Genomic DNA, 13729 nt, shown 5'->3' on the forward strand with positions numbered 1-13729 from the left:
AAGTAGGTATAATCCGGGCGGAAAGATAGCAGTTTATTTTCGCAAATTTAATTTTTTTTTCGGGTCAGGATCGCAAAGGGAAGGTTACAAAGAAGCTGGTTCCCTCTCCTGGCGTGGATTCCACGTTAATTGTCCCCTTGTGGTTCAGGATAATATTTTGGGTGGCGGTAAGGCCCAAGCCGGTGCCTTTCGTTTTGCTGGTGAAAAATGGTTCGAATAATTTACCCAGGTTTTCGGCAGAAATACCACTACCGTTGTCGGTTATACGAAGTACGACTTTATTGTTATCCGAGGATGTTTCTATTTCCAGGACGCCTTTGCCCGGCTCCATGGCTTCGATACCGTTGATGATAATATTCAGCAGTGCGATGAGTAACTTCTCTTCGTCCGCCAGGATCAGCGGCGATACAGCTCCCGGCTTATACACCAGGCGCACGTTGTGCAACTGCATTCTATCCGCAGCCATCTGCACCGCTTTGTCTATCATGCTATGGAGGTTTTGCTCCTGCATATTCAGTTCCACCATTTTAGTGGATTGCAGCAGCTCCGTTACGAGCTGGTTGATGCGCGTGCAGTTGCGCTCCATGATATCCAGGTACAGCTGCGCTTCTTCCGTTTCGGCTACCGGTTCCATCTTCAACTGGCTGGTAGCCAGCAGGATATTTGTCAGCGGGTTCCGTACTTCGTGGGCTACTACCCGCGCGATGCGGCCTGTGATCGCAAACTTTTCATGTTGTTGTTTTTCCCTGGCTTTTTGTTTTTGCGCGGTCACATCCTGTATCAGGCAGAGGTATAAGTCCTTCTTTTCATCGAGGAGGGATACGCTCATGGTTACTTCCAGCAGCTGGTTTTGCCTGCTGCGGAAAAGGTATTCCTTATGCTGGGTGTTGAATTCGGACAGGGGCTGCGCTGCAAAATTGCGGCCTTCATTTTCGTCCGCAAACAGGTCTTTGAGGTGAAAGCTGTAGAGGTCAACATCATCGTAGCCGAGCAGCCGCAATGCGGCGGGATTAGCAGCGATGATGCGCTGGTCTTTATCCACCAGCACGATCAGGTCATTGGATTTTTCGAAAATACTGAAGTAACGTTTTTCACTGTTGGCGATGGCGCTGAGGTGCGCATACTTATCAAGCGTGTACCGGATGGCTCTTTCCAACAGGGCGGCGTTGATTTCCGACTTCACGAGATAGTCGGAGGCGCCGGCTTCCATGGCCTCTTTATCTATACGGTAATCTCCTTTGCCGGTAAACAAAATAACGGGGGCATTAATCCCCAATTGGCGAAAATGCTTCAACACATCGATACCGGTGTAACCACCCAGGCGGTAGTCAACCAGGTATAAATCATGCTGCATGGATTCAATGGCGATAATGCCTTTTTGGTAGGAGGATGCCCATTCCAACAGGTACTGGTCAGGCGAAATATCCTGCAGCAGTGCATTTACGAGAAAGAAATCATCTTCGTCATCATCGATCATTAAAATGCGCTTCATTCCTGTGTTGGCCATTCTTAAAGGTAGTTTTTTCTGACATGCAGTCAAATATTGTTCCTAAGTATCGATGTGCGCTGCCTCATCGTCCTTACGGACGATGTTTCTGCGGGGCATGAACCAGGCAGGTACCAGGGTTACGAGCAGGATGATCATGGAAATATGGAAGCCTTGTTTTAAGGCGAGGTGGTGGGCCTGCATATTGGATACGCCGTTGAGTACATGGCCGTTATAAGCGCCCTGCGTAATAATGGCCAGCATGGCGATGCCGAGGGCGCCGCCTACCTGCTGCATCAGGGTGCTGATACTGGATGCCATGGTTACTTCCGGCGGGCGTACGGCGCTGATGGTGGCGGAGTTCAGGGGCGCGAGGAGCAACCCCATCCCGAGGCCGCGGATCGTCATGGTGATGATTACGCTCCGCACTGAGCTGCCGGCATCGAGGCGGGCAAAGAGGAACATGGAGGCGGCCAGCAGCACCAGGCCGGCCATGGAAATTTCCCGGCTGCCATGCCTGTCGGACCACTTGCCGGCAAAAGGCATCAGCGCCGCCATAAACACAGAGTTGGGCAGTATGAGCAGGCCGGACATGCCTTCGGAAAATCCCATTTGCTCCTGCAGTAAAAACGGCATCAGGAACAAGCCTCCAAACAAGGCCGCTGCGCGGGAGATGGTGACCAGGATGCAACTGACGAATGCGTAATTTTTTAACAGCTTCAAATCTATAATGGGCGCTTTCACCCGGCGGTCTATAATGATGAACGCGATAAGGGAAATGAAAGCGATTACGAGGGTAATGATGATTTGGGGAGATGATAAGCCCACTCTTTCGGCTTTGGCGATACCATACTGCAAACCCACGAGGAAGATGGTCAGCGTGGTAAATCCCGCGAGATCGAAGGGCAGTTTGATTTTAGCCTGCTTCTTCAAGATGCCGAGGTATTTAAACGCCATCACCACGGTGAGTACGCCGATGGGCAGATTGATATAAAAAATGGAAGGCCAGCCGAAATGTTCTGTGAGGATACCACCCAGCGTTGGGCCTATGGCCGGGCCTACGAGGTTGCCGAGCCCCCACCAGCCCAATATGGTACCGCGTACCCGGGCGGGAAACACGTAGGAAATAATGGCCATGCTGGTAGGCGCCATGGCGCCGCCGCCGAGGGCCTGCACCACACGGGCGACCAATAAACTGGGCAGGTCGTTGGAGAGCGCGCAGAACAGCGAGCCTATGGTAAACAGGGAAATGGCGCCGAGGTAGAGGTTAAAGAAGCCGATCCGGTTTTTGAGCCAGTTGGTGAGCGGCATCAGTACGGAGAAGCTGAGCATGTACACGGTGATGACCCATTCGATTTCATCGAGCGTACAGTTGAACTGCCGGCTCATAACGGGAAGGGATATATTGACAATACTGGAATCTATCCCGGCCATGATAGTTCCCATAATGATCACAATCAATATTCCCGTCCGGTTTACATCTCTCATACTTTATCTTTCATCATGAAAATCAGTTGCGCTTTTGCAACCACCGGGTTCAGTGGATTGCAGTTGATCATAAACAGATACGATGCCAGCTCGGAGAGTTGCCAGTCGGTGACCATCTCCCCGTCTTTAAAGCAGTATATTTTCCGGAAGTTGAAGTTTACCGGTATGTTCAGCGCTGCGCAGGCGTGCATGGCGCGGTCCAGCGGTTCCTGCGCCATGGCCGGCTCTTCATAGCCCAGCTCTTTGAGGATTTCGCTGGCGGTGTACAGCAACGGCGGATTCCGCAGTTGCGAAATCCTTTCCGTAGCGGCAATATCTTCGAGATAATCAAATAGTTTAAGCATTACCATTCTCATTTAGTTGTGAAAGTTGCTGAAACAGTTCTTTTTCTTTTTGCGACAGGTTGGTGGGGATATGTACCACCGCTTTAATGTAGAGATCGCCGGCGTTGCCTTTGTTGTCGTATGCCGGCATCCCTTTTCCTTTCAGCCGAAAAACCTTGCCACTATCCGTACCGGCCGGGATATTCATGCTTAAGGCAGTCCCCGGTGTAGGCACGGTAATTTTGCCGCCCAGCACGGCGGTGTAGAGGGGGATGGCCACGTCGGCATACAGGTCCTGTCCTTTCAGTTCATATCCCGGATGAGGTGCCAGCTGTATGGTGATCAGCAAATCCCCGTTTTCGCCTCCCTGGCGGCCCGGGGAGCCTTTCCCCTTCAACCGTATCACCTGGCCTTCATAAAGGCCCGGTTTGAGCTTTATATTCAATCTGCTGCCATTTACTTCCACCTGGCGGGTAGCGCCGTTGTAGGCATCGGCGAGGCTCACCTCCATAGTGGCCTGTACATCCCGGCCGCGGCTTGTGCGTTGCTGCTGCCGGCGGCCACCGCCGGAAAAGCGGCTACCGAACAACTGTTCGAAGAAGTCGGAAAACTGTCCGCTTCCGCCGCCAAACATATCGTCCATATTGCCCTGGTAAGTGTAGGTATGACCACCTCCGCCGCCACCGCCAAACTGGGACCAGTCAAAGTCTTCCGGACGGCCGCCGTGCTGTTCATAATACTTGTAGTTTTCACCGAACTGGTCATACTTTTTGCGCTTTTCACTATCGCTCAACACTTCATAGGCTTCATTGATTTCTTTAAACTTATCCTCAGCGGCTTTGTTGTCGGGATTCTTATCGGGGTGATATTTCACCGCCAGTTTTCTGTAGGCTTTCTTGATCTGGTCTGCTGTTGCATTTTTGTCTACGCCCAGGATTTTATAGTAGTCTTTTACATCCATAATTATAAAACTTGTTATGGTATGAACTTGTTCTATGAAATTACGGATTTTTATGGCGGGATGTTTTACCCGGCAGTGCTGTACACACGGTCATAAAATCTCAATTCCTTCCATCCAACAAGTTCAGACCTAATTTATCAACCATATATTTCACCGTGAGTTGACCTTTCACGCTGTTGCCTGCTTTGTCCAGCGGCGGGGCAAATACGGCTATTGCGAGCTTACCGGGAACAACGGCGATTAAGCCGCCGCCAACGCCGCTTTTACCGGGCACGCCGGTATGGTACACCCAGTCGCCGGTAGCGTCATACAAACCCTCCGTAATCATATTGGCCAGTATTTTCGGACAGAAATCGGGGTGGATGACTTTTTCCTTTGTTACCGGGTTGACGCCGTTGTTGGCAAGGGTGCCTGCCATCACGGCCAGGTCTTTGGCGCTGGTGCCATAGGAACATGCTTTCGTGTAAAGGTCCACGGACATATCTACATCATCATAAAACCTGCCATATGAATACAACAACCAGGCGATTGCCCGGTTATGCTGGTTGGTAGCGGTTTCCGACTGATAGAGCTTTTCTATGACAGGTAGTCGGCGGCCTGCAAATTTGGCAAAAATCGCATCAATTTTTGCCCATTTTGCAGCCTTATCCGGCGCTTTTACAAAGCTGTTGGTAGCCATGGCGCCGGCGTTGACGAGCGGGTTTACGGCGCGGGCGGGCTCTAACTCTACCGCCAGTACGGAGTTGAAAGGCATGCCGGTAGCATTAACGCCAATGCTGTCCTCAATGGCTTGCTGGCCGTTGTCCTGCATGGCCAGCGCCAGTACGAAAACTTTTGAAATAGATTCAATACCAAACTCATACTTCGTATCTCCCACTTCGTAAATTTTCCCGTCGGCCGTGCATACGGCGATGCCGTACAGGTTGGGGTCCACATCCGCGAGGAAGGGTATGTAGTTGGCGTTGGCGCCGCCGGGAGCATTTTTGAATTTTTCATAAGCCTCGTTCATGGCTGCACGGATATTCGCTTCCGTTAGTCCGGGCTTATCTTTCTGCGCCATCAAACTGCCGGTGTGCAGCAGTAAACATATCCATGCGCAGGCGAGGGTGTACATGCTTTTCATAAGGAGTGTTTTAAAATTTGTACATCATTGATAGCTGGAGCCGGCTGTTATCGCCGCTCTGGTTATCGATCGTGATATGTTTGCCATAGAGATATTCCAGGCCGAATTTCACAAACGAGGAAGGGTAATACAGGAGGTTCACCACGCCATACTGAGAGGATTTAAAGTCGGTAACCGGCTGCCATGGCCGGTTATCCAGCTTCAGGTAACCATACCCCAGGGACGTGCTGAGCTTATCGCTCCACCAGTGGTCGTAAAAGCCCATCACCGCCATTACCGGAATGGTTTGGAGCGCCGTTTTACTTTTAACGACCGCATCGTAACCACCGCCGCCGAGGTCGTTGAAGTAGCGGGCAATGCCTTCGCCATACGTGGCCTGGTAAACGAAATTATCCTTGCTGCGTTTGCTCACCTCCACCGTACCTGTGAGGTTTACGCCCCAGCCGATCTCAGTGGAAGTAACGTCTGCGGCCGTCTGGCTGGAGATGGGATGCAGCAGCCCTGCCAACTGGATATGACTGCCTTCGGTGAAATTGCAGCGGAACTGCGTAACGAAATCGGGGTACAGGGTGCGGGATGACAGGCCGGAGTCCACCGGGTATTTCACATCGCTGCCGGGGTTTTCCAGGGAAAACGCCAGGGAGGATTTGCGGGAGAGCGGCTGTGTGTACCTGACCTGTATTTGCCTTACAAACACCATGGCGTTGGGGCCTTCGTAGTCCAGCGTATTGGGGAACACGTCGATATCCATAAAGCCGGACCAGTACTGGCCTGCGCCCCATCTGCCCACCTCTCCCCAGGCGTGGCGGAGCCGTGGTACGGAAGTACCATCGGGGTTAAAGAGGTCGAATTCCAGGATCGTTTTCAGCTTGCCCAGCTTAGTATCCGATTCCGAACCGATGGTGAGCCTGGTTTGCCTGGGCGAAAAGGCGGTGTTGCCCCTGGCGGCGTTGTTGACGGGGATGCTGGCGGGTACAAATGCCTGGGTATTCCCCGGCTGTTTGAAATCGTAAATAAAATCAGCTTGTATAAAACCGCCGATCGTGAGTTTGGTGTTATTCAGGTCCGCCACCACAAAACCGCCGTACCTGCCGGATTCCAGCGCGCTTCTCGTCTGGGAGCGGTTCTGCGGCAGCAGGCGGATGTTCCTGTTTTGTATCCGGTCCACTTTGGCTTCCAGGCTGTCTATCCTGCGCAGGAGGCTGTCCGTATCTACCTGCGCCCACAGGGGGCCGGCCGCCAGCAACCCGATTATGCTGAGGAAAAAAATACTCCCCGTTAACCGAAGGTATTTACCCATAATGCTGTTTTATTTTTTTAGAGATGAGTGTGAGGCGTTTTGGCTATGAGCAGCGGAATCGCGACAAATATCACGGTGCCTCCTGCCACCATCGCCACATACGAGGCCGGGCTACCCACCGGCAATTGGGTTGGGGGGAAAAATGCCACGACAAAAGAAAACAGCGTTGCGACGAAACCTATTCCCGCAAAGAACCACATGCCTGCATTGCCGCCGGGTACTTTGTAAGTCCTTGGCAGATCCGGTTCCGTATAACGCAGTTTGATACCGGCTGCATACATCATCAGGTACATGATGAGGTACAACCCGATGGTCAGGGCGCTGAGGAGGAAGAAGGCCACGCTTACATTATCCATAAAGAAATACAGCGAAGAGAGGATGGTAACGATACAACCCTGCACCGTGAGGATATTTACCTGTACGCCGTTGGCGTTCGTCTTAGACCAGAAAGCCGGCAGCACGCCTTCCTTCGCCGTCCACAACAGGCCGCGGCTGGGGCCGGATATCCAGGAGGTAACGCCGGCCAATACGCCAAATGCCGCGAGGATACCGATTACGCTCGTTGCCCAGGGAATTCCCACCTTCGCGAATATTACCCGGAAAGCTTCCATCAGGCCGGCCTGCAGGTCTATCTGGTCGTACGGCAGCACAGTGGCTACGGCGAGGGAACCGAAGGTAAACAGCGCGAAGATGATGATACCTGCCAGCAATACGGATTTAGGGAAATCCTTCTGCGGGTTATCCAGCTCCTGCGCATGCACCGCATGTACTTCCACGCCGGCAAACAGCAGGAGGATACCTGCGAGAAACGCAATATCACCGACACCGCTGATAAACGGGAAGAGGCGTGGATGCAGCTTTCCCCCAACGTCTTTTACTATACTGGTTACGTTTTCCTGTGGATGAAGAAACTGTATCTCTTCTCCCCTAAAAATATACACCAATGCAATGAGGATTATGACCACGCCGGGAATAACGGTACCCACCACAAAGCCGTAGCTGGTAACCTTGCTGATAATATCGGTGCCTTTGAAAGCCAGCAGCGTTGCCAGCCAGTAGATGATGATAGAGAAAGCGCCAACGAAAGTACCGTTGTTGGCCAGTTCCGGCTTACCGATGGTGTAGCCGATACAGGCGGCTGCAAACGCCAGCACTGTAGGGTACCAAACGACGTTTTGGATCCATTGCAGCCAGATGGCGAGGAACCCGGGCCGGGAGCCGTAGGCCGCCTTGATCCAGGTGTACACGCCTCCGCCTTTGTTACTAAAGGCGCTACCCAGTTCGGCAGCCACCAGCGAGGCTGGTATGAGGTATAAGAAGGTGGCGAAGCCGATGTAAAAGAACATGGTCAGTTCCTCTTTCGCCATCATGGGCAGTCCGCGCAAGCTGATCACCGCGGCAGCGGTCATCAGGGCCAGGCTCACATATGTTATTTTGCTGGATGGAGTTGCAGCCATTTTCAGAAACAATTTGAATGCGTTAAAAAACGCTGGCAGCCAATAACAAACCGCTGCGGATTGTTACTAACTGCCAGCATAAGCTTTTCATCAGTTATGTGCATAACCACCGGCTTCTTCCCGGGTGAGGGGCACGGAAATCGGGTGTTTCCTGAAGTAGTCGATCGCGCGTTTGATATCGTTGATCAACAGGTCTGCCATGTCCCTGCTGAAGCCGTGCCTTACGAGCACGCGCTGAATCACTACGTCGCCCATGTTGGACGGCAGCGGATAAGCGGCAATCTGCCATCCGCGCATGCGTAAACGATCACTCAAATCATATAGGGAGAAACCAGGATTCAGACCCTCTTTGATCCGCCAGGATACGCCCGGCAAACCACCACGACCATCGTAAAAAAGCTCAAACAAACCGATTTCCTTTACGGCATCGGCGATATATTGTGCGTGCGACATATTCGTTTCCATGATCCGCTTGTAGCCTTCTCTTCCCAGTCGCAGGAAGTTGTAGTACTGGGCGATGATCTGGCCGCCGGGGCGGGAGAAGTTGAGGGCAAACGTGGGCATGTTGCCGCCGAGGTAATTAACGTTGAAGATGAGATCTTCCGGGAGATCGCTGCGGTCGCGCCATACCACCCAGCCCACTCCCAGCGGCGAAAGGCCGTATTTATGGCCGGAGGCGTTGATGGATTTTACGCGCGGCAACCGGAAATCCCACTGCAGGTCAGGCGTGATGAAAGGGGCGATAAACGCGCCGCTGGCCGCATCCACATGGATGGGTATATCCAGACCGGTTTCTTTCTGGTGTTTATCCAGGGCGTCATTGATCTTCTTCACATCTTCATACATACAGGTGAAAGTAACGCCCAGCGTGGGTACTACGCCGATGGTATTTTCATCGATACGACTGATGACGTCCTCGGGTTGCATGGTGAGTTTGCCGGGTTCCAGGGGTATTTCCCTCAGCTCCACATCGAAGTAGCGTGCGAATTTATGCCAGCATATTTGCACGGCGCCGCAGATCAGGTTGGGTTTGGAGTCGTCCTTGCCGGCGGCTTTGCGTTTTTTCCGCCATTGCCATTTCAGCGCGAGGCCGCCCAGCATGGCTGCTTCGGAGGAACCGGTTGTACTGCAGCCAATGGTGGTAGCTGCCGCCGGGGAATTCCACAGGTCCGCCAGGATGCTTACGCAACGCGCTTCAATAGCGGCGGTTTGGGGATATTCATCTTTATCGATCATGTTTTTGTCTATACAGTCATCCATCAGCTTATGCACTTCCTCATCCATCCAGGTCTGGCAAAAGGTGGCCAGGTTTTGTTTGGAGTTTCCGTCCAGCAGCAGTTCGTCTTTCAGGAGCGCATACACGTTTTCAGGGAGGTGGGAGTGCTCCGGCATTTTGTGCAGCTCTATCCCTTCCCGCATGTAGGGAGAAGTGTAAATATCTTCTCCGAGAATGGGTTTGTCCGTCCCATTTTGCTGGTGTTTTAAAATCTGTAAGGGCATAATTAACCGTTTTGATTAGGAGTTATAATTGCAGGTTCTCTGGTTTTCATAGCAGCGTCATCTTAGGGGGGATAGGACAGTGTTGCAACAATTACTAGCATTTAACAACGATGACATGCTGACTAAGAGAACACATGTATCCCGAAAATGTTCATACACAATAAAATGTAGCTGACTGCATATTTTTTTTTGAAAAAATTAGTTCGTGGTTCAACTAAATTCAACCTCAGGCGTTATAGCGGAAAGTAATTTTGTATTCACATGGATTGGGATGAGGTATTAGATCCTTTTTCACAAGATTTTCAGCAGTCAATGGAAGAGCAATTAAGGATAGTACATGTACAGGATGGTCTGGTTACTGCCGCCAATGACCTTGTAGCAGCGCATTTTCCGGCAGCGGCCACGTTGTCGCCGCGGGCGCAGAAAAATTTGCAGCGGGTGATAATCAGCCAGTCGGTACAGATGGCGAATGCTATTCAGGAGGCGTTGCAGCAGCGGGAGGAGGAGTGAGGTGCTGGTGTTTGGTTAACCAACTACCGCTTACCACAATTTTTAGTCAACTTTAAAAATCAGCCTTTTAGTATTTATGCCAGCAACTATGCCATAGCCATTTTTAACATTAGAAAACACTCTTACCGGTTCTGACACAATAACCCCGGCATTCCCTTGCTGCAGCGCAACGGTGCGCAGGTACGACCATGCATTGCGCGTTAGCGCGGTGACTTCTACCATCAGGCTATCTGTTTGGGTGAGGGGAGCCTCTGTCTGTAAAACAAAGGTGAGTTCGCGCCCGTCAAAACGGCTGTCGTCCATAACAAGACTGGTACTGTTACCGTTGGAGATGATGTCGATCAGGTTATTGTTAAACGCCGGGTCCAGGCGGAACAGCAGGGCTTTTTGGGGAGCGCCGCTTTCCACGGTAAATACCCGCAGGCGGTAGTAGTCGCCCAGGCCGGGACGATCATTCAGGATAAACTTTATCCTCGTGGAATTCTTTTGCGCATAACCTTCCCTGGCCTGTGGCGCCGGCGGCAGGGTATCCTTTGCTGCAACTGTTTCCAAACCGGCGCTGGCGGCGGTAATTTGATATTGCAGCCCTGCTTTTGCAGGCAAGGCGGAAACAAAGTATTTACGGCCGGCAATCGTCTGTAAGGTTGTTGGCAGCGTGGCGCCATCGCTGGCCGCGATGCTGACCTGTGCGGCTGTTTCTTCTTTAAAAGCGCTTTCGTCATATACGCTTACCGGCACGCTGCGGGTCACCCTCACGTATATCAGGCTGTCCGGCTGCATAAAGGTGTTCATGACCAACTTATCCCCTTCATAGGCGATTTGGATGTTCACTTTTTTTTCACAGGAAGACAAGATGAATACTAACGCGAACGTATATATGAAAAATAACAGCTGCTTCATAAACTAAAATTTAACCGAATAGGTCACACTTGGCAAAACAGGCAGTATCACTACTTTGGAGAGATAGCGCTGCTTAGCTTCATCATCCCTTTTAACATAGTAATAAAAAGGATTTTTATGGTTGTAGACGTTAATGATACTGAAGTTCCACGTGCGGCTCCATTTGGACTTTTGCTTCGTCCAGTTAATGCCAATGTCCAGCCGGTGCGAATTTTCCGCACGGTAATTATACCGGCTGTCGTACCTGTCGATACCCGTACCCGGGCCGGATACAGGGTCCCAGGGCGAACCTGTTTCTATCCCTTCATAACTGGCCACCGGCAACGTTAGCGGCGCGCCGGTAGTAAACCGCCACGAAGCGGAGAAATCCCAGTTCTTACCCAATACCTGGTTGAACACCACTTCTATATCATGCCGGTGATCGTATTTATAAGGGAATATCTTCCCCCCGTTGATACCCGCAAAACGCCTGGTACTCCAGGATAACGTATAGCCGATCCACCCGGTGGTCTTTCCTTTTTTTCTGGCGATCATGGCTTCGCCGCCATAGCTCCAGCCACGGCCTATGCTCACCTGATCCTCCCAGCGGAGCAGGTCAGGCGTGATAAAACCGATTGGGTCCCGGAGCTCGATCATGTTATGCATATTCTTGTAATAACCTTCCAGGGTAAACTCATAGACCTGCCGGTTCGTGGTTTTAGCGATGCCCAGGGCGATCTGCCGGGACGACATAGGCGCCACCCGGTCGGTAGCCGGCACCCAGATGTCCGTTGGCAGCGATGTGCCGTAGTTGGACAGCAGGTGTACATACTGATTCATCTGCGTATAAGCCACCTTGAACGCCCATTGCTGAGGAAGCATGTAACGCAGGCCCAACCGGGGCTGCAGGCTGTGATACAACTTCCCGGACACAAGGAAACCCGAGGCATGCAGGCCGGCATTTACAAATAAGGAAGGCGTCAGCTGCCAGTCGTCCTCCACGTAGAGCAGCATTTCCGCTGCGGTATTCTGCGGGCCATTCGCAATGGTATCCAGCGGCGTGACTGATCCTGTCTTATCCGCGAAGGAGGACATGGAAGGTTTGAAGTCGTGCATATTCACCGCCGTTCCGAACCTGAGCCCGTGCTGCGGGGAAGGGCGGTAGTCAAAATCCGCACGGATGCCGGCAATCTCCATCCGGGAGCGATAGGAGCCTACCTGGTCAATCAGTTCATTAGCTGCCGGCACTATGTACCTGTAGCCTATTTTGGTACTGAAAGCGTAGGAAGAATAATTGAGGCTGATATTGGAAAACAGTTTGGGGCCGTAAATGTGGTTCCATCGCAGCGCGCCGATGGTATTGCCCCAGCTCACATCAAACCCGCTGGAAAGCATATTGATGCGCGCAGTATCAGGGAGGCTGGCAGAGTCCAGCTGCAGGTTCATCTTATCTTCCCCGGTATAAAAACTCAGGTACAGCCGGTCCTTCGGGGAAAAAATATGATTCAGCTTCGCATTGATATCGTAAAAGTAAGCGGATAGTTCCGCTTTATTCTTTTCATCATCTTCCAGGCGGAGCAGGGAATTATACACCAGGTCCGGGTAGGATCTGCGGGCGGAAACGATAAAGGAGGTTTTATCTTTTATAATGGGGCCTTCCAGGTCAAACTTGGTACTGATGAGGCCAATGGCCGCATCGCCGTGGAAATTCTTCATATCCCCGTCCTTGAGGGTGATGTCTACCACGGAGGAGAGTCGCCCGCCGAAACGTGCCGGGAACGCGCCTTTATACAGGTCTGTGGACTTCACCACATCCGGGTTGATCAGGGAAAAGATGCCGAAGAAGTGCGAGAAGTTAAAGATGGGGGAGCCATCCAGCAGGATCAGGTTTTGATCAGGGCTGCCACCCCTCACATGCAGGCCGGAAACGCCGTCCATCCCACCGCTCACTCCGGGAATAGCCTGCAGGGTACGGATCAGGTCCGCGTCGCCAAGCAGCCGGGGCGTTTTATTCACTGCGGCGGAGGAGATGTTGACCTTACTCATTTGCGTTTGGTTTTGGAGGTTATTGCTTTCCGCGCCGGTAACTACCACCTCTTTGAGGTGGGTGGTGGATTCCAGGGAAATTTCAATCGTCCTGTCGCCCTTGGGAAACTGCCGCCACTGTGGCTGATAGCCTACGAACGACACGACGACGCTGCTGGTATCCTTGGTGGTGGTGAAGCTGAAGAAGCCGTATTGATTGGTAACGGTGCCCTGTTTTAAGGTGGGCGACCAGATGGTGGCGCCCGGGAGCCGCTCCCCCGTAGCGGCGTCCTTTACATAGCCGTTGATGGTGCGGGTCGTCCGGTTATTGGGCAGGAGTACGAGGAGGTCGCCCACGCGGGTAAACTTGATATCATCCGGTGCAAATAGCTCTTCCAGCACCGTTTTCAGGCGTTTGTTATGGACAGTCAGCGTTACTTTCCTGGATAAATTGACAAGGTCGCGGCTATAAGAAAAATGGATGCCATAGTTTTTTTCCAGCAGCTCGCATACGGTTTGCAGAGATTGGTGCTGCACTACTACCGTCACCTTCGTTTGCCAATCCCAACCCAGAACCTGCAGCGGCATGCTCAATAAAAAGAGCGCCGTCAGCAGTCTTCCGGTCAACGACATAGTATTACTAAATTAAAAGTATGTTTAACAGATTATAGTGATAA

11 protein-coding genes are annotated in these 13729 nt (G+C 52.0%); 1 reads left to right on the forward strand and 10 read right to left on the reverse strand.

Annotated features, from left to right (window positions below; translation table 11 throughout):
* Window positions 1-64 precede the first annotated feature (64 nt).
* From BOC67_RS05115 to BOC67_RS05150, 8 genes are all read right to left on the reverse strand, one after another.
* Complete coding sequence (locus BOC67_RS05115) at window positions 65-1507, reverse strand: hybrid sensor histidine kinase/response regulator (protein WP_291908017.1); 1443 nt, start codon at window positions 1505-1507, stop codon at window positions 65-67.
* 42 nt (window positions 1508-1549) lie between these two features.
* On the reverse strand, window positions 1550-2974 hold the full coding sequence (locus tag BOC67_RS05120; protein WP_291908019.1) for a DHA2 family efflux MFS transporter permease subunit: 1425 nt from the start codon (window positions 2972-2974) through the stop codon (window positions 1550-1552).
* Window positions 2971-3318, reverse strand: coding sequence for a hypothetical protein (locus BOC67_RS05125; RefSeq protein WP_291908020.1), 348 nt, complete (start codon window positions 3316-3318; stop codon window positions 2971-2973). The genes BOC67_RS05120 and BOC67_RS05125 overlap by 4 nt, the downstream gene beginning before the upstream one ends.
* A complete protein-coding gene (locus BOC67_RS05130; protein ID WP_291908022.1) occupies window positions 3311-4258 on the reverse strand; it encodes a DnaJ C-terminal domain-containing protein in 948 nt (315 codons plus the stop codon). The genes BOC67_RS05125 and BOC67_RS05130 overlap by 8 nt, the downstream gene beginning before the upstream one ends.
* A 100-nt stretch (window positions 4259-4358) precedes the next feature.
* Window positions 4359-5381 (reverse strand): glutaminase A, encoded by a 1023-nt coding sequence (glsA, locus tag BOC67_RS05135; protein ID WP_291908024.1) that lies wholly within the window; start codon window positions 5379-5381, stop codon window positions 4359-4361.
* A 10-nt stretch (window positions 5382-5391) separates the two neighbouring features.
* A complete protein-coding gene (locus BOC67_RS05140) occupies window positions 5392-6681 on the reverse strand; it encodes a DcaP family trimeric outer membrane transporter (RefSeq protein WP_291908027.1) in 1290 nt (429 codons plus the stop codon).
* 17 nt (window positions 6682-6698) lie between these two features.
* Complete coding sequence (locus BOC67_RS05145) at window positions 6699-8138, reverse strand: APC family permease (RefSeq protein ID WP_291908028.1); 1440 nt, start codon at window positions 8136-8138, stop codon at window positions 6699-6701.
* 90 nt (window positions 8139-8228) lie between these two features.
* Window positions 8229-9638 carry a glutamate decarboxylase gene (locus BOC67_RS05150; RefSeq protein ID WP_291908030.1) on the reverse strand — a complete coding sequence of 470 codons (1410 nt, stop codon included), beginning with the start codon at window positions 9636-9638 and terminating at the stop codon, window positions 8229-8231.
* A 261-nt stretch (window positions 9639-9899) separates the two neighbouring features.
* Here BOC67_RS05150 and BOC67_RS05155 point away from each other — a divergent pair, with 261 nt between their 5' ends.
* Complete coding sequence (locus BOC67_RS05155) at window positions 9900-10148, forward strand: hypothetical protein (RefSeq protein ID WP_291908031.1); 249 nt, start codon at window positions 9900-9902, stop codon at window positions 10146-10148.
* Between the two features lie 42 nt (window positions 10149-10190).
* Here the strand turns inward: BOC67_RS05155 and BOC67_RS05160 are convergent, their stop codons facing one another.
* Window positions 10191-11048 carry a DUF4249 domain-containing protein gene (locus BOC67_RS05160; protein ID WP_291908032.1) on the reverse strand — a complete coding sequence of 286 codons (858 nt, stop codon included), beginning with the start codon at window positions 11046-11048 and terminating at the stop codon, window positions 10191-10193.
* Window positions 11049-11051: 3 nt separating this feature from the next.
* Window positions 11052-13685 carry a TonB-dependent receptor gene (locus BOC67_RS05165; RefSeq protein ID WP_291908033.1) on the reverse strand — a complete coding sequence of 878 codons (2634 nt, stop codon included), beginning with the start codon at window positions 13683-13685 and terminating at the stop codon, window positions 11052-11054.
* Window positions 13686-13729 lie beyond the last annotated feature (44 nt).

Origin of the sequence: Chitinophaga sp. CB10, assembly GCA_001870995.2 — a bacterium.
Classification (GTDB): domain Bacteria; phylum Bacteroidota; class Bacteroidia; order Chitinophagales; family Chitinophagaceae; genus Chitinophaga.